At 52.7% G+C, this 14,997-nt stretch carries 19 protein-coding genes; 9 read left to right on the forward strand and 10 right to left on the reverse strand.

All coding sequences use genetic code 11. The features are described 5' to 3' along the window. Positions 1–28: 28 nt before the first annotated feature. Positions 29–757 (reverse strand): 30S ribosomal protein S2, encoded by a 729-nt coding sequence (rpsB, locus tag HMPREF1051_RS04640; RefSeq protein WP_003759405.1) that lies wholly within the window; start codon positions 755–757, stop codon positions 29–31. A gap of 203 nt (positions 758–960) precedes the next feature. Continuing rightward, a complete protein-coding gene (locus HMPREF1051_RS04645) occupies positions 961–1,173 on the reverse strand; it encodes a hypothetical protein (protein WP_003765085.1) in 213 nt (70 codons plus the stop codon). A 77-nt stretch (positions 1,174–1,250) separates the two neighbouring features. Here HMPREF1051_RS04645 and HMPREF1051_RS04650 point away from each other — a divergent pair, with 77 nt between their 5' ends. The 3 genes from HMPREF1051_RS04650 to HMPREF1051_RS04660 all read left to right on the forward strand — a co-directional run bounded on the left by HMPREF1051_RS04650 (position 1,251) and on the right by HMPREF1051_RS04660 (position 4,375). Then, complete coding sequence (locus tag HMPREF1051_RS04650) at positions 1,251–1,841, forward strand: 5-formyltetrahydrofolate cyclo-ligase (RefSeq protein WP_003765124.1); 591 nt, start codon at positions 1,251–1,253, stop codon at positions 1,839–1,841. A 95-nt stretch (positions 1,842–1,936) separates the two neighbouring features. Continuing rightward, a complete protein-coding gene (locus HMPREF1051_RS04655) occupies positions 1,937–2,524 on the forward strand; it encodes a GNAT family N-acetyltransferase (RefSeq protein WP_036491885.1) in 588 nt (195 codons plus the stop codon). 375 nt (positions 2,525–2,899) lie between these two features. After that, positions 2,900–4,375: a malate:quinone oxidoreductase gene (locus tag HMPREF1051_RS04660; RefSeq protein ID WP_003765105.1), complete on the forward strand. Its 1,476-nt coding sequence runs from the start codon at positions 2,900–2,902 to the stop codon at positions 4,373–4,375. Positions 4,376–4,458: 83 nt separating this feature from the next. On the opposite strand, the gene HMPREF1051_RS15560 is transcribed toward HMPREF1051_RS04660, so the two are convergent. Beyond that, complete coding sequence (locus HMPREF1051_RS15560; protein WP_419538014.1) at positions 4,459–4,599, reverse strand: hypothetical protein; 141 nt, start codon at positions 4,597–4,599, stop codon at positions 4,459–4,461. Positions 4,600–4,601: 2 nt separating this feature from the next. Here HMPREF1051_RS15560 and HMPREF1051_RS04665 point away from each other — a divergent pair, with 2 nt between their 5' ends. Continuing rightward, complete coding sequence (locus tag HMPREF1051_RS04665; RefSeq protein ID WP_003765065.1) at positions 4,602–4,973, forward strand: DUF488 domain-containing protein; 372 nt, start codon at positions 4,602–4,604, stop codon at positions 4,971–4,973. A gap of 246 nt (positions 4,974–5,219) precedes the next feature. Here HMPREF1051_RS04665 and HMPREF1051_RS04670 read toward each other — a convergent pair whose 3' ends face one another. The 5 genes from HMPREF1051_RS04670 to argG form a co-directional block, all read right to left on the reverse strand. Further along, positions 5,220–5,852 (reverse strand): DUF421 domain-containing protein, encoded by a 633-nt coding sequence (locus tag HMPREF1051_RS04670; protein WP_003765121.1) that lies wholly within the window; start codon positions 5,850–5,852, stop codon positions 5,220–5,222. 12 nt (positions 5,853–5,864) lie between these two features. Further along, complete coding sequence (locus tag HMPREF1051_RS04675) at positions 5,865–6,314, reverse strand: DUF3290 family protein (RefSeq protein WP_003677016.1); 450 nt, start codon at positions 6,312–6,314, stop codon at positions 5,865–5,867. A 95-nt stretch (positions 6,315–6,409) separates the two neighbouring features. Then, positions 6,410–6,625 (reverse strand): hypothetical protein, encoded by a 216-nt coding sequence (locus tag HMPREF1051_RS04680; RefSeq protein WP_003677014.1) that lies wholly within the window; start codon positions 6,623–6,625, stop codon positions 6,410–6,412. Continuing rightward, on the reverse strand, positions 6,618–6,833 hold the full coding sequence (locus HMPREF1051_RS04685; protein ID WP_003765071.1) for a DUF4177 domain-containing protein: 216 nt from the start codon (positions 6,831–6,833) through the stop codon (positions 6,618–6,620). The genes HMPREF1051_RS04680 and HMPREF1051_RS04685 overlap by 8 nt, the downstream gene beginning before the upstream one ends. Before the next feature lie 71 nt (positions 6,834–6,904). Beyond that, complete coding sequence (gene argG, locus HMPREF1051_RS04690) at positions 6,905–8,248, reverse strand: argininosuccinate synthase (RefSeq protein ID WP_003765076.1); 1,344 nt, start codon at positions 8,246–8,248, stop codon at positions 6,905–6,907. Between the two features lie 432 nt (positions 8,249–8,680). On the opposite strand from argG, the gene HMPREF1051_RS04695 reads away from it, so the two are divergent. From HMPREF1051_RS04695 to apaG, 4 genes are all read left to right on the forward strand, one after another. After that, the gene (locus HMPREF1051_RS04695; RefSeq protein ID WP_003765084.1) at positions 8,681–9,481 is read left to right on the forward strand and encodes a competence/damage-inducible protein A; all 801 of its coding nucleotides are present in this window, start codon (positions 8,681–8,683) and stop codon (positions 9,479–9,481) included. A 365-nt stretch (positions 9,482–9,846) separates the two neighbouring features. Next, the gene (thiL, locus tag HMPREF1051_RS04700) at positions 9,847–10,803 is read left to right on the forward strand and encodes a thiamine-phosphate kinase (RefSeq protein ID WP_036491892.1); all 957 of its coding nucleotides are present in this window, start codon (positions 9,847–9,849) and stop codon (positions 10,801–10,803) included. Further along, positions 10,796–11,284 carry a phosphatidylglycerophosphatase A gene (locus HMPREF1051_RS04705; RefSeq protein WP_003759387.1) on the forward strand — a complete coding sequence of 163 codons (489 nt, stop codon included), beginning with the start codon at positions 10,796–10,798 and terminating at the stop codon, positions 11,282–11,284. The genes thiL and HMPREF1051_RS04705 overlap by 8 nt, the downstream gene beginning before the upstream one ends. A gap of 89 nt (positions 11,285–11,373) precedes the next feature. Then, positions 11,374–11,742: a Co2+/Mg2+ efflux protein ApaG gene (gene apaG / locus HMPREF1051_RS04710; protein WP_003759386.1), complete on the forward strand. Its 369-nt coding sequence runs from the start codon at positions 11,374–11,376 to the stop codon at positions 11,740–11,742. Positions 11,743–11,913: 171 nt separating this feature from the next. Here apaG and ruvC read toward each other — a convergent pair whose 3' ends face one another. Beyond that, positions 11,914–12,456: a crossover junction endodeoxyribonuclease RuvC gene (ruvC, locus tag HMPREF1051_RS04715; RefSeq protein WP_003765050.1), complete on the reverse strand. Its 543-nt coding sequence runs from the start codon at positions 12,454–12,456 to the stop codon at positions 11,914–11,916. 112 nt (positions 12,457–12,568) lie between these two features. Further along, the gene (locus HMPREF1051_RS04720) at positions 12,569–14,101 is read right to left on the reverse strand and encodes a helicase HerA-like domain-containing protein (RefSeq protein WP_003765126.1); all 1,533 of its coding nucleotides are present in this window, start codon (positions 14,099–14,101) and stop codon (positions 12,569–12,571) included. Positions 14,102–14,401: 300 nt separating this feature from the next. Here HMPREF1051_RS04720 and HMPREF1051_RS15510 point away from each other — a divergent pair, with 300 nt between their 5' ends. Next, positions 14,402–14,923, forward strand: coding sequence for a thioredoxin family protein (locus HMPREF1051_RS15510; RefSeq protein ID WP_003759382.1), 522 nt, complete (start codon positions 14,402–14,404; stop codon positions 14,921–14,923). Positions 14,924–14,997 lie beyond the last annotated feature (74 nt).

Consider the following 14,997-nt stretch of genomic DNA (forward strand, 5'->3'; position numbering starts at 1 on the left):
GCATAACGCCCCTCTTCGGTTTGCCGGATTACTCGGCAGCAGCTTCTTGGGCAGCGGCTACGGTTTCTTGCAGCGCTTGGTTTTTGCCTTCCAAAACTGCGTCGGCGATGCCGCGGCAGTACAGGCGGATGGCTTTGGCGGAGTCGTCGTTACCGGGGATGACGTATTTCACGCCGTCAGGGCTGTTGTTGGTATCGACTACGGCGATAACGGGGATGCCCAGTTTTTCAGCCTCGACCAGAGTACCTTTTTGGTAGCCGGTGTCGATAACGAAAATCGCGTCAGGCAGGCCTTTCATGTTTTTGATACCGCCCAAAGAACGTTCCAGTTTTTCAACGTCGCGTTGCATTTCCAGAATTTCTTTTTTGTTGAAACCGCCTTCGGCAGCGTTTTCCAAAGCAGCGGTTTTTTCTTCCAGGCGTTTGATGGATTGCTTAACGGTTTTGTAGTTGGTCAGCATGCCGCCCAACCAACGGTGATCGACGAAAGGCATACCGGCGCGGGTAGCTTCTTCGCGGATGATTTCACGCGCTTGGCGTTTGGTGCCAACGAACAGCACGGTGCCTTTGTTGGCAACCAGACGGCGTACGGCTTCTTGCGCTTCTTGGAACATCGGCAGGGTTTTTTCCAGGTTGACGATGTGGATTTTATTGCGCGCACCGAAAATGTATTGTGCCATTTTCGGGTTCCAGAAACGGGTTTGGTGGCCGAAGTGAACGCCGGCTTCAATCATCTGACGCATAGTAATTTGAGACATTTTATTTCCTTGAAAGGGTTAAGAGCACACATTCAATCGCATAGAACTTGATAGGCTGCGCCTATTGTCAAGCACCCTTCGGCGAAAGTGGGCATAAGTTTTAAAAAATTGTGTGTTTCCGAAATGGAAAACTGACGGATTATAGCGGATAAGGGGTCGCCTGAAAAGGGATTTTATGCACTGCCGTCCTGTTTGCCGCCTTCTTATCCGGCTGCGCGGCGGCTTTGTTCGAATGCTTCTTTTTCCTGCTGCTTCATCAGGCGGTTGCGGCGGCGGATAGTAACGGTGAAAACGGTAAACGCGACGGGCAGGACTACCCAAAAAACCAAATAAATCAAAGCGCGCGCGATGCTGGGTTGGGCGGCGGAATACATGACGGCGACGAAGAGGTAGCCGATAAGGACGATATGCCACATGGCGGAATCCTGTTTTGATGTTAACGGAGCGTTTATAATCGCCGTATTCTACAACAACACTCAAAAGGTCGTCTGAAATGAGGAATGAGGAAAAACACGCCCTGCGCCGAGAATTGCGCCGCGCCCGCGCGCAGATGGGGCATCAAGGGCGGCTGGCGGCGGGGCAAACGGTTAACCGCCTGCTCAAGCGTTATATCAAGAAGGGGCGGAAAATCGGCGTGTATTGGCCGATGGGCAGCGAGCTGCGGCTGGACGGCTTTGTGCGTGCGGCACAAAAACGCGGCGCCAAACTCTATCTGCCTTATATCGAACCGCGTTCGCGGCGGATGTGGTTCACGCCCTATCCTGCCGACGGGGCAAAACAAGAACGCAAACGCGGCAGGGCGAAGCTGCATGTACCGCAGTTTTCGGGACGCAAAATCCGCGTACACGGTTTATCGATATTGCTTGTCCCGATTGTCGGCATGGACCGCGAAGGCTACCGCTTAGGGCAGGCTGGCGGCTATTACGATGCGACGCTTGCGGCGATGAAATACCGTTTACAGGCAAAAACCATAGGTGTAGGCTTCGCTTGCCAACTGGTTGACACACTGCCGCGCGAACCGCACGACCTGCCGCTGGACGGGTTTGTATCGGAATCGGGCGTGCTGGTGTTCAAACATCATTAATCAATAGCTTTCAGACGACCTCAAAGATGTCGCCCGTTAAGACACTATACAAAGGTCGTCTGAAAACTCAAATCTTCAAATACAAAGGAAACCCCATGGCTGATTTTTCATCTGTTCCCGTTTTGTCCTTCGACCGCGTCCGTCTCGAGCCTTTGACGGCGGCACACGAAGACGGTTTGCGCGAAGCAGTTTGCGACGGCGAAGTCTGGAAGCTGAACGTAACCAGCGCGCCCGAACCCGACCAAGTGGCGGACTACATCCGCACCGCTACGCAAACCCGCCTTGCCTTTGCCGTCATCGACGAAGACACGGGCAAAATCGTCGGTTCGACTTCGCTTTACCACATCGACCCCGCTATCCCCCGCCTCTACATCGGTTTCACATGGTACGCCCTGTCGGCACGGCGCACGCGCATCAATACCGCCTGCAAAATCATGTTGCTCGACTACGTCTTCGACACTTTAAACTGCCGCTGCGCCTGCTGGCAGACCGACGACCTCAACACCGCCTCCCAACGCGCTATCGAACGCCTGGGCGCACACCAAGACGGCATCTTGCGCTGCCACAAATTGCGGAAAGACGGCAGCGTACGCGATACGGTGGAATACAGCCTGCTGCGCGAAGAATGGCCGCAGGCAAGGGTAAAACTGCTCGAAAAAGCGGCAGCTTATGATGCGTCCTGAAAAAACGTTTTCTTCTTCATTTTTTCATCAAAACACGTCCATCTTGCTGACAATCTGAAGTCTTTAAGAAGTGAATGAAATCAGGTTCAACCCCGCCAAACACCTGATAAATAAAGGTCGTCTGAATGTTTCAGACGACCTTTTCAAACCGCGTTTATGTAAATCCAAACAGAAAATCTTTGCAATTCTCAGAAAAATCCACTAAATTCTCAATAACATATTATGAACGGTTTAACATCGGTTCAAAACGTAAAACCCGCGCGCAATCTTCCACGCCAAAAACACCGCGCCAGCAGGTTTTACCGCCGAAACAGGCGTTCGTAATACAACGGATAATCATAAAGGCAGGATATGCCTGTTTCTAGGAGTACAACCATGGCTGAAGCAACAGATGTTGTCTTGGTGGGTGGAGGCATTATGAGCGCGACTTTGGGCGTTTTGCTCAAAGAACTCGAACCGTCTTGGGAAATCACCCTTATCGAACGCTTGGAAGACGTAGCGTTGGAATCGTCAAACGCTTGGAACAACGCCGGCACAGGGCATTCCGCGTTATGCGAACTCAATTACGCCCCGCTCGGCGCAGACGGCACCATCGACCCGACCCGCGCCCTCAATATTGCCGAACAATTCCACATCAGCCGCCAGTTCTGGTCATCGCTTGTCGAAGAAGGCAAAATCACCGACAACTCCTTCATCCATACCGTCCCGCATATGTCGCTGGTCATGAACACCGACCATTGCGACTACCTGCAAAAACGTTTCGACGCCTTCAAATCCCAAAAACTTTTCGAACGGATGGAATTCTCCACCGACCGCGCCAAAATCGCCGAATGGGCGCCGCTGGTCATCAACGGCCGTAAAGAAGGACAACCCGTCGCCGCCAACTACTCCGCCGAAGGCACAGACGTCGATTTCGGCAGCCTAACCCGCCAAATGGTGCAATACCTGCGCGAAAAAGGCGTCAAAACCGAGTTCAACCGCCACGTCGACGACATCAAACGCGAATCCGACGGCGCATGGGTGCTCAAAACCAGCGACACCCGCAACCCTGACGGACAACTCACCCTCCGCACCCGCTTCCTCTTCCTCGGTGCAGGCGGCGGCGCACTGACCCTGCTGCAAAAATCCGGCATCCCCGAAGGCAAAGGTTACGGCGGTTTCCCCGTTTCCGGGCTGTTCTTCCGCAACAGCAACCCCGAAACCGCCGCACAGCACAACGCCAAAGTGTACGGTCAAGCCTCCGTCGGCGCGCCGCCCATGTCCGTCCCGCACCTCGACACCCGCAACGTAGACGGCAAACGCCACCTCATGTTCGGCCCTTACGCAGGTTTCCGCTCCAACTTCCTCAAACAAGGCTCGCTCATGGATTTGCCCCTGTCCATCCACTTGGACAACCTCTACCCCATGCTGCGCGCCGGCTGGGCAAATATGCCCCTGACCAAATACCTCTTGGGCGAATTGCGCAAAACCAAAGAAGAACGCTTCGCCTCCCTGCTGGAATACTACCCCGAAGCAAACCCTGACGACTGGGAACTGATCACCGCAGGTCAACGCGTTCAAATCATCAAAAAAGACTCCGAAAAAGGCGGCGTCCTCCAATTCGGCACCGAAATCGTCGCCCACGCCGACGGCTCGCTCGCCGCACTCTTGGGCGCATCACCCGGCGCATCAACCGCCGTACCCTTGATGATCAAACTCATCCACCAATGCTTCCCAAGCCGCATTTCCTCATGGGAAGGTCGTCTGAAAGAACTTGTTCCCGGCTTCGGCATCAAGCTCAACGACAACCCGCAGCTTGCCGAAGAAATCATCAGCCACAACGCCAAAGTATTGGGTATCCATTACGCTTGAGGCAGATAAATTGCAAGGCGGGCGTTCTTGCCCGCCTTTTTTCAAACCATTAAAGTATTAAAATATAGTGGATTAAATTTAAATCAGGACAAGGCGACGAAGCCGCAGACAGTACAGATAGTACGGCAAGGCGAGGCAACGCCGTACTGGTTTAAAGTTAATCCACTATAAAACATCAGGTCGTCTGAACATTCAGACGACCTGAATCCATTGGAGACAGGCAAACATGTTTACCGTACAGCGCATTTACGCATATCGGCCCGCCCCCGAACAAACCGCAGTCTTTATCGACCGCCTCTATCCGCGCGGCATCCACAAAGAGGTCTTTGCTACGGCGCTCTGGCTCAAAGACATCACCCCCAGTGCAAACCTGCGCCGCTGGTATCATGAGAATCCGGCTGAACATTTTGACGGTTTCGTCAGCCGTTACCATGAGGAGCTGCACGGCGATACCGAACAAACCGCCATTAGGCAGCTCTTGGAGTTGGAACGGCAACACAGCAGCGTTTTACTGCTGACTGCCGTCAAAGACCCGCATCATTCCCATGTTTCTGCCTTAGAGCAGTTTTTGGGGACATCGTTTGAATATCGCGATTAACAAAAACAGCAAGACCTGCGTCATTTGGGGTTGATGCAAAAAGGTCGTCTGAAATCCAGTCTAGGTTTCAGACGACCTTTGTTTTTTTATAGTGGATTAACTTTAAACCAGTACGGCGTTGCCTCGCCTTAGCTCAAAGAGAACGATTCTCTAAGGTGCTGAAGCACCAAGTGAATCGGTTCCGTACTATCTGTACTGTCTGCGGCTTCGTCGCCTTGTCCTGATTTAAAGTTAATCCACTATAAATTAAGAAGGATAAGGGTGCGCCACCAATTTCCCGTCGATGTATTCGCCGATATAGACTTTCGAGACATCAAGGTGGAGGCGGTCAAGTTCCTGTTGCAGCCACTCGTCGTCGCGTTTGATGATTTCTAAGATGTCATGGTCGATTTGCCCGTCGGTAATCAGGGGGTAACGCAGGCTTTCGTCGCCGTACTGAATGACGGCGAGCTGGCCGTTTTGCTCCATGACGGCGCGTTTGACGGCAGAGATTTCGTAGATGCCGGCGGCACGGAGCTTAAACATCAGGTCATGTGCGCTGATGCCGTTTTTCATACATTCTTCGGTTTGGATTTCGCCGTTGACGATGACCCAGACGGATTTGCCGTCAATCACGGATTTGACCCAGTGGTTGTGGTTTTTGATGAATTTCAGACTCAAGACCAACAGCGTCCACAAAATCAGCACGAGGAAAAACTGTAAAAGCCCGACGCTGTCGCTGTAAATCACGCCGCCGATGATGCCGCCGAGAACATAGTTTTGCACTTGATCCATGGCGGAGGTGGGGGCGAGGTTGCCTTTACCTAAAAGGTTGATTTGCAAAACCAAACCTAAAATTCCCATAAGGAGTTTGAGGGCAAGGAGGGAGTATGCTTCCATGAGTGTGTCCTGTTATTCTTTGTCGATAAGTTCGATGTTGTTGTTGACCAGATTGATGGGGGTCAGGGTGTAGGCGGAGAAGTCTTGATTGAAATGGACTTCGTAGTATTGGTTTTTGATGCCGACGATCATGCCGTTGTATAGGTGCGTGCTGTTGACGCTGATGTCGCGCTTTTCCACTTTTTGGTTTTCAATCAGGGTATTGAGAAAACCGACCATGCGCGAGTTGTCCGCGGCGAAGTTTTGGCGTTCGCTGTATGAGAGGTATTGGATGCCGCTGATGAGGATGAGCAGCAGCAGGGCAATAATGCTCAGGTCGCGGTATTTGGTGTCCATGCGGTGGCGCAGGTATTGCGATACGGCGAGCAGCAGGACGACGAGCGCGGCGAAAATGAGGACGTATTTCAAGTAGTCGTTGAAATACATATGGTTTTCAAGATAAAAGTGTGTGAAGAATTTCATGATTTCAAATGATTTGAGGAAATAGTGGGGTCGTCTGAAAACGGTTTTTCAGACGACCTATTATGGTTTGGATGCAGGTTTTATCCGGAGCCGCATCAGTTGATAAACCCGTCGTCTTTCATTTTCTTTTCGGAAAAATACTGACTGCACACCAGCAAGGCAGCGAGGATGATGACAAACAACCCCGCCATGGTCAGGGTAATTTTGAAGAATAATTCTGCCTCGATAAAAGAAAACCAAAGTTGCAGAATCAGCAGCAACACCCAGCCGACAAACAGCCCGAGACAGGCATAAACGCCGAGTTTAAACACGTTCCCGCTCCAAAATGACGACGTAGGCTTCACGTCTGAAAAATAAGAGCATACGGCGTTGATCTTTTTCCATGGTTACGACACGCCAACCTTCGGGAGTTTGGCTGTTGAGGAACGCGCTGAATTTGACGGGATTGACTTTGGCTGCGCCGAAAAACAGGCTGGACAGCAGGTTTTCTTGATAAATGACGACTTTGTATTCTTTCATGGGATTCCTTTTACAAGGGATCATCTTTTCAGACGACCCCTTAAGTTGCCAATGATGCAAAACTGCAAACCTTATTTCTTATTACCCAACTGCGGCAATACCGAACCTTCGCCCAGCGACAGCAAACCGCTTTGCGAGTAGATACCCAGTTTGGCGCGGGTGTCGGTGATGTCGAGGTTGCGCATGGTGAGCTGGCCGATGCGGTCAAGCGGGGTGAACGCGGCGTCTTCGACTTTTTCCATGCTCAGGCGTTCCGGTTGGTAGGTCAGGTTGGGCGATTCGGTGTTCAGAATCGAGTAGTCGTTGCCGCGGCGCAATTCGAGGGTGACTTCGCCGGTGATGGCTTTGGCGACCCAGCGTTGGGCGGTTTCGCGCAACATGAGGGCTTGGCTGTCGAACCAGCGGCCTTGGTAGAGCAATCGGCCAAGGCGCAGGCCGTTGATGCGGTATTGTTCGATGGTGTCTTCGTTGTGAATGCCGGTTACTAAACGCTCGTAGGCGATGTGGAACAATGCCATGCCTGGGGCTTCGTAGATGCCGCGCGATTTGGCTTCGATGATGCGGTTTTCGATTTGGTCGCTCATGCCCAAGCCGTGGCGGCCGCCGATGCGGTTGGCTTCGAGGAAGAGTTCGACGGGGTCGGCGTATTCTTTGCCGTTCAGTGCAACGGGCACGCCTTCTTCAAAGCGTACGCTGACTTCTTCGGGTTTGACTTCGACGTTTTCGTCCCAGAAGGCAACGCCCATGATGGGTTTGACGATTTTGATGCCGCTGTTGAGGAATTCCAAGTCTTTGGCTTCATGCGTCGCGCCGAGCATATTGGAGTCGGTGGAGTAGGCTTTTTCAACCGACATTTTGTAGTTGAAACCGTTGGCAATCAGAAATTCGCTCATTTCGTGACGGCCGCCGAGTTCGTCGATAAATTGTTGGTCGAGCCAAGGTTTGTAGATTTTCAGCGCAGGATTGGTCAAGAGGCCATAGCGGTAGAAACGCTCAATGTCGTTGCCTTTGTAGGTGCTGCCGTCGCCCCAAATATTGACGTCGTCTTCCTTCATGGCGGAAACGAGCATGGTGCCGGTAACGGCGCGGCCCAAAGGCGTGGTGTTGAAGTAGGCGATGCCGCCGGTGGAAACGTGGAACGCGCCGCATTGGATGGCGGCGATGCCCTCGTGTGCCAACTGCGCGCGGCAGTCGATCAGGCGGGCGTTTTCTGCGCCGTATTCCATCGCTTTTTTGGGAATGGCGTTGTAATCGTCTTCGTCGGGCTGGCCGAGGTTGGCAGTGTAGGCATAAGGCAGCGCGCCTTTGAGTTTCATCCACAACAGCGCGGCAGAGGTATCAAGACCGCCAGAGAAGGCGATGCCGACTTTTTGACCGACGGGGAGGTGTTGCAGGATAGTATTGTTTTGGCTCATGACAATTCTTCGGACTTAAAAGGGGTTATTAAAAATACCTTAACGGTTGAAACCCCGCCCTTCGGGGCGGTAGAATCAGAGACTGTTTGGGAGAAATGCAACCTCTTCCAAATCAGGGCGATACATAGGGCTGCGCTTTGTGTGTAGTCCTGTGTGTTGAAACATTATCTTATAAATAGAACACATTGTCAGCCGTAAAGGTCGTCTGAAAATGAGCCTTGCCCGTTTCGCTGAAAATCTTTTCAGACGACCTTTACGCCATCCGCAACCCGACTCCCTCCCCTGTGGGGGAGGGCTGGGGAGAGGGTATAGGCAGCAGCCCTTAAGCAAACGCTGCTTGAAAAGCGCAAGCTCAGCCCTCTCCCACGGGAGAGGGAATAAATTACAGCACCATCAACATTTTCAGACGGCATCGGTAAAGAAAACCTATCCATGAACGCTTTCAACCTCATCATCATCGGCGACGAAATCCTGCACGGCAGCCGCCAAGACAAGCATTTCGCCTTTTTCAAATCCCTGCTGGAATCGCGCGGGCTGAAGCTCAATCAGGTGCAATACCTGCCCGACGAACCTGATTTGCTGGTTAGACAACTGCGCCGCAGCTTTTCAGACGGCCTGCCGACCTTCGTTACCGGCGGCATCGGCTCCACGCCCGACGACCACACCCGCCAAGCTGCCGCCGCCGCTTTGGATTTGCCCGTTGTCCGCCATCCCGAAGCCGCCAAGTTCATCGAAGCCGTTACCCTTAAACGCGGCGAGCCGCTTGACGCCCCCGAACACGCCCAGCGCCTGAAAATGGCGGATTTTCCTGCAGGCGCAGAGCTTGTGCCCAACCCGTTCAACAACATCGCCGGATTTTCCATCCGTGAACATTATTTCTTCCCCGGCTTCCCCGTGATGGCGCACCCGATGGCGGAATGGGTTTTGGATACTTATTACGCCGACCGTTTTAACCAAACCGAACGCGGCAGCCGCAGCGTGTATGTGTTCGGTCAGCCCGAATCGCGCGTCGCGCCGATTATGGAATACGTCGAACGCACCTACCCGGGCGTGCGCTCTTACAGCCTGCCCAGCGTCGGCTGGCAAAATGCGGACGGAACGGCGGTCAAACCGCATATCGAGTTCGGCATCAAGGCGGAAGGCGAAGCGTGCCGCGATTTGGATAAAGCATGGGACGAAGTATTGCAGCGTTTGAAGGATTTGGGCGCAGAGTTGAAAGATACGCCTGCCTAAAAGCCGTTTTGTTCTTATTTTGACAAAAGGTCGTCTGAAAAACCTAAAACGGCTTTTCAGACGACCTCGATATCCTGATATCAACTTGCAGACTTTCCTATATTACCGTTCCTCTTGCGCGGCTTGACACTCTTTTTTAAGGCACTTTTTATCCCCTCGGAAATAATTTTTGATAGAAGTACGCTTTTTTGACCGTTATCATTTGGATTAAAAATCTTATTTACTTTTGCAATCGACTCGATTATATTACCGTTTAATGCAATTTATTACATTAACTAACATATATATTGTATAAATATACATTATTCGTCTATCAAAAATTCCGAATCGATTGATAACAATCTTTATCACTTTAGATGCAATATATGACGGAATTTGACTTTATCAGACAATATTTGCAAAAACAGAAAAGCAGCGGTTTGATTTTGGGCATTGGCGACGACGCTGCGATTATCCGCCCAAGTCACGGATTTGATTTATGTTTTAGCGCGGATATGCTGTTAAAAGACAGACATTTTTTTTCTGACACCGCTCCGGAAGATTTGGCATGGAAAATGCTAGCTGTCAATATATCCGATATGGCCGCGATGGGCGCAACCCCGAAATGGGTGTTATTGAGTGCCGGATTGCCCGAATTGGACGAAAATTGGCTGAAACGTTTTTGTGACAGCTTTTTCAGTTTGGCGCAGCGCTTCGGCATTACCCTGATCGGCGGCGACACGACCAAAGGCGATTTGGTATTCAACGTCACCATTATCGGCGAGCTTCCGCAAGGACAAGCCCTACGGCGCGATGCCGCGAAAGACGGCGACGATATTTGGGTATCGGGTCAAATCGGATCAGCAGCAGCCGCTTTAAACTGCCGCCTGAACACACACACACTACCGCCCGATTTGTTCGACCGCTGCCATGACAGGCTGCTCCGTCCGGAACCTAGAGTGGGATTGGGACAGGCGCTTCTGCCCATTGCCCATGCCGCTCAAGATATTTCGGACGGGCTGGCACAAGACCTCGGTCACATTTTGACCGCGTCATCGGTCGGAGCGGAAATTTCGGCAAATGCGCTGCCGGTTTTAGAAGAATTGAAAAACGTCTTACCGCACGAAAGCTGGCTCTCCTGCGCACTGGCAGGCGGCGATGATTACGAACTGGTTTTCACCGCCCCCGAATGCCGGCGCAGCGAGATTCAGACAATAGCCGGACAATGCGGCGTAGCAGTAACGCCCATCGGGAAAATAAATAATACAGGTCGTCTGAAAATAATAGATTCCAATGGCGGCGAATTAAAACTGACTTCATTAGGATTTGATCACTTTGGCTGAATTTAAACCTACTTTTGACTGGTTGAAGCAGCGCCCGTTATGCCTGTTGGCATTCGGATTCGGCAGCGGTCTCGCGCCCGTCGCACCCGGCACATTCGGAACGATGGCGGCTCTGCCGATAGCATTTCTCTTGGTTTTAATCGGTATCGACGGCTGGATTCTGGCTTTTTTGTGTGTCGCCCTGTTTATGTGGGGCATCCGCATTTGCAACCACACCGAAAAGGCGCTCGGCATCCAAGACTACGGCGGTATCGTTTGGGACGAAATGGTAGCGATGCTTCTGATTCTGGCTTTTGCGCCGTTTAAATGGAATTGGTGGCTGGCGGCATTTATTCTGTTCCGCCTGTTTGATTCCATCAAACCTTGGCCGATCAAATGGTTTGACCGGCATGTGCACGGCGGATTCGGCATTATGCTGGACGACATCATCGCCGCCATCATGACCTTGATAGTTTTAGGCATTGCTGCCTGGATTATCTGATTTTTTCAACACACTTATTCGAAGCCATAAGACTTCAAACGCATCGAAAAATCGGTGCAAACAAAAAACACTATTACGGGACAACAAAAATGAACGAAATCGAAATCAATGTTCAACCACGCTACGTTGCGGGTCAAAGCGATGTTTATCGCGACCGCTATGCCTTCAACTATGTGATTACCATCTGCAACCGCAGCAACGATGTCATCACGCTGCGCCAGCGTTTCTGGGAAATCACCGACGGACACGGAGCAACCGAGCCGGTAGGCCATTCCGGTCTGATTGAAGAACAGCCGGTCCTCTATCCGGGCGAGGCGTATGAATACAACAGCGGCTCCCAACTCTGCACCCCATGGGGCAGCATCGAAGGCGCATACGAGTTTGAAGACAGCATCGGCGAACGCTTTATCGTCGGCGTACCGAAGCTAGAATTCAAAGCAGGCTTCACCCTGCAATAAACACCGAGCAAAAACAATACAGATCGGGAAAACCAAAGGTCGTCTGAAAGATTAAGGGGCTTTCAGACGACCTTTTTTTATAGTGGATTGACTTTAAACCAGTACGGCGTTGCCTCGCCTTGTCCTGATTTAAAGTTAATCCACTATACCAAAGCAATGCCGCGTCGAGTCTTATTGGAAACGCCCCCTCTTCACCTGCATCTGCCCCGTGCCCAACTGCGCCGCCAAGCCGTGATTGCGCAAAGCGTGAGTGAGCGCGATGGCGAGTCCGTCGGCGGCATCCGATTGCGGCGTACCCGACAGCGACAGCATCTGCACCACCATATGCTGCACCTGCTCTTTCGCCGCCTTGCCCTTCCCAACCACCGCCTGCTTGACCTGCAACGCCGTATATTCAAACACAGGCAAACCTTCCATCACCAACACCGCCAATGCCGCCCCGCGCGCCTGCCCCAACATCAGCGTAGATGCCGGATTCACATTGACAAATACCTGCTCCACCGCCGCCTGATGCGGCCGGTATTGCTGCACAATCTCCCTGATATGCCGCGCGATCACGGCGATACGCTCCGCCAACGGCGCATTCGGCGGCGTTTTGATACAGCCTGAAGCCACATAAAAATGTTCCCTGCCGCATACGTCGATGATGCCGAAACCGGTCACCCGACTGCCGGGGTCTATCCCCAAAATGCGGATGCTTTTTTGCACAGTCATCTCAGTTTCTTATTCCCATATCGTCAATCAATCTCCCGTCTCCTCCAGCATAAAAGGTCGTCTGAAAACCGATTGTCAGGCTTTCAGACGACCTTTGCCTTCTTTTTACGCCTTATTTTTTAAACATGTTTTTAATAATGCCCATCACGCTGCGGGAGATGGCGTTGGTCACTTGGCGGTTGATTTGGCTGCCGATGGCATCGGCGACGTTGTAGCCCAAGCCCTGCCCTGACTTTTTACGTCCGCCGCTCAAGCCGCCGAGCAGTCCGCCGAGTATGCCGGGGTCGGCATTGGCGGCTTCTTTTTCAGCGGCTTTTTGCGCTTTTTCCTGCTCTTTTGCCGCCGCTGCCGCCTCTTTCTCCGCCGCAGCCTGACTGTCGGCTTCGGCTAAGGCTTCAAAGGCGGAATAATTGTCCACCATGTCTTTATAGGTCGGATACAAATCATCGTTTTGGAACAAGCGGTTGCGCTCTTCTGCGGCAAGCGGGGTCAAGGAAGATTGCGGCGGCAGGACGAGCGCGCGTTCTACTGGTTCAGGCATACCTTTTTCGTCAAGGAAGGAAACGAGTGCTTCGCCGACGCCCAGTTCGGCAATCGCTTCGGCAACTTTGATATTCGGATTGCTGCGGAAAGTTTCGGCAGCGGCCTTAACCGCTTTTTGGTCGCGCGGCGTGAAGGCACGCAAGGCGTGTTGTACGCGGTTGCCGAGCTGTCCGAGGATGGTGTCGGGCAAATCGAGCGGGTTTTGGGTCACGAAATACACGCCCACGCCTTTTGAACGGATCAGGCGCACGACTTGTTCGACCTGCTCCACCAGCGCATTGGCGGCGTTGTCGAACATCAAATGCGCTTCGTCGAAGAACATCACGAATTTCGGTTTGTCCAAATCGCCGACTTCGGGCAGGGTTTCAAACAACTCCGCCAACATCCACAGTAAAAACGCGCTGTACATACGCGGCGAGCGCATCAGTTTTTCCGAATTGAGGATATTGATGACGCCTTTGCCGTTGTCGGTCTGCATCCAATCTTGCAGGTTGAGCGACGGCTCGCCGAAGAATTTTTCCGCGCCTTCGTTCTCCAGCGTCAAAAGCTGCCGCTGAATCGCGCCGATACTGGCGGCGGAGACGTTGCCGTATTGCGTGCGGTATTCCGAAGCGTGGTCGGAAACGTGTTTCAGCATACTGCGCAAGTCTTTCAAATCCAGAATGTGCCAGCCTTTGTCGTCGGCGACTTTAAACACAAGGTTCAACAAGCCTTCCTGCGTGTCGTTCAAATTCATCAAACGAGCCAGCAGCAGCGGGCCCATTTCAGAAACGGTCACGCGCACCGGAATGCCGGTTTCGCCGTAAACATCCCAAAAGCGCACGGGGAAGCTTTGCAGCCATTGCTCGCCCAAACCAAACTCGGCAATGCGTTCGCCCACTTTGCCGCTGGCAGCACCCGCTTGCGCGATGCCCGACAAATCGCCTTTGACGTCAACCAAAAATACGGGAACGCCCTCGCTGCTGAAGGCTTCCGCCATACGGCGCAGGGTCACGGTTTTGCCCGTACCGGTCGCACCGGCAATCAAGCCGTGGCGGTTCGCCATTTTGCCTTGGATTTCAAGTGTCTTATCGCCCGCGCGCGCGATGGGGAATGTCGTCATGAAGGTTTCCTTTGATTGGATGGTTTATATCGGTATAGAAACGGCGCGCCCGAATATCGGCGCAAACCGTCTGTCAAACTGCCGCCATTCTACCGTTTTGCAGGGGATGGCTTCAACCCGCAGCAAGCCGACGCCCTCCCCCAAACCACCGCGGGCGAAGCCCACGCTACACAACGCTACTTCGCCCGCCCATTGCCATACATCAAAAGGTCGTCTGAAAAAAGCCGTTTCCCGCGTTTCAGACGACCCCGCCGCCGCGAAAAGCGTATACTTTCCCTATCGCAACCAAGGAGCCGAATCATGAAAATCCTGCCCGTCCTGACCGCCGCGCTGCTCTTGTGTTCCTGCGCCGCCGACCGCGAAACCGAAGCCCTGAAAAACAGCCTGTCCGAAGCACAAACCGCCGTGCGCCTTTCCGCCGAAAACACCAAACGGCTGGAAGACACCTATTCCGACATCTACTTCCACCTCGACAGCCTGACCGTCGAGAGCTTCAAAAAACGCGTCGCCAACGGAGACACCGTTTACGCCTACATCGGCCGCCCGAGCTGCGGCGACTGCAACGCCTTCGAACCCATGTTCAAACGCTACATCGCCAGCCGCAACCTGAACGGCAAAATCTACTTCGTCAACGTCCACCGCCTGCACCAAGACAAAGAAGCATGGACCGCGTTCCGCCAACAATACAAACTCGGCGGCACGCCCGTCCTCGCGAAATACAGCAAAGGCAAACAAGTCAACAAACTTGATTTGGAAGAAAACGGCGGCAAAATCAGCGCCGAAGACTTGGAGAAATGGCTGGACGCAAACGGCTTGCGGTAAACAGCCCATTTGGAATTGTGTCATTTGAGTGTTAAAGACTTTGCGGAAGGAATGAAGAGAGGTCGTCTGAAAAT

It is taken from the genome of Neisseria sicca VK64 (assembly GCF_000260655.1).
In the GTDB taxonomy this organism is placed as follows: domain Bacteria; phylum Pseudomonadota; class Gammaproteobacteria; order Burkholderiales; family Neisseriaceae; genus Neisseria; species Neisseria sicca_B.

Excerpts from the sequence above, each read along its gene's own strand:
- rpsB (WP_003759405.1), bottom strand. The coding sequence starts at position 757 with ATGTCTCAAATTACTATGCGTCAGATGATTGAAGCCGGCGTTCACTTC.
- HMPREF1051_RS04645 (WP_003765085.1), bottom strand. The coding sequence starts at position 1,173 with ATGTGGCATATCGTCCTTATCGGCTACCTCTTCGTCGCCGTCATGTAT.
- HMPREF1051_RS04650 (WP_003765124.1), top strand. The coding sequence starts at position 1,251 with ATGAGGAATGAGGAAAAACACGCCCTGCGCCGAGAATTGCGCCGCGCC.
- HMPREF1051_RS04655 (WP_036491885.1), top strand. The coding sequence starts at position 1,937 with ATGGCTGATTTTTCATCTGTTCCCGTTTTGTCCTTCGACCGCGTCCGT.
- HMPREF1051_RS04660 (WP_003765105.1), top strand. The coding sequence starts at position 2,900 with ATGGCTGAAGCAACAGATGTTGTCTTGGTGGGTGGAGGCATTATGAGC.
- HMPREF1051_RS04665 (WP_003765065.1), top strand. The coding sequence starts at position 4,602 with ATGTTTACCGTACAGCGCATTTACGCATATCGGCCCGCCCCCGAACAA.
- HMPREF1051_RS04670 (WP_003765121.1), bottom strand. The coding sequence starts at position 5,852 with ATGGAAGCATACTCCCTCCTTGCCCTCAAACTCCTTATGGGAATTTTA.
- HMPREF1051_RS04675 (WP_003677016.1), bottom strand. The coding sequence starts at position 6,314 with ATGAAATTCTTCACACACTTTTATCTTGAAAACCATATGTATTTCAAC.
- HMPREF1051_RS04685 (WP_003765071.1), bottom strand. The coding sequence starts at position 6,833 with ATGAAAGAATACAAAGTCGTCATTTATCAAGAAAACCTGCTGTCCAGC.
- argG (WP_003765076.1), bottom strand. The coding sequence starts at position 8,248 with ATGAGCCAAAACAATACTATCCTGCAACACCTCCCCGTCGGTCAAAAA.
- HMPREF1051_RS04695 (WP_003765084.1), top strand. The coding sequence starts at position 8,681 with ATGAACGCTTTCAACCTCATCATCATCGGCGACGAAATCCTGCACGGC.
- thiL (WP_036491892.1), top strand. The coding sequence starts at position 9,847 with ATGACGGAATTTGACTTTATCAGACAATATTTGCAAAAACAGAAAAGC.
- apaG (WP_003759386.1), top strand. The coding sequence starts at position 11,374 with ATGAACGAAATCGAAATCAATGTTCAACCACGCTACGTTGCGGGTCAA.
- ruvC (WP_003765050.1), bottom strand. The coding sequence starts at position 12,456 with ATGACTGTGCAAAAAAGCATCCGCATTTTGGGGATAGACCCCGGCAGT.
- HMPREF1051_RS04720 (WP_003765126.1), bottom strand. The coding sequence starts at position 14,101 with ATGACGACATTCCCCATCGCGCGCGCGGGCGATAAGACACTTGAAATC.
- HMPREF1051_RS15510 (WP_003759382.1), top strand. The coding sequence starts at position 14,402 with ATGAAAATCCTGCCCGTCCTGACCGCCGCGCTGCTCTTGTGTTCCTGC.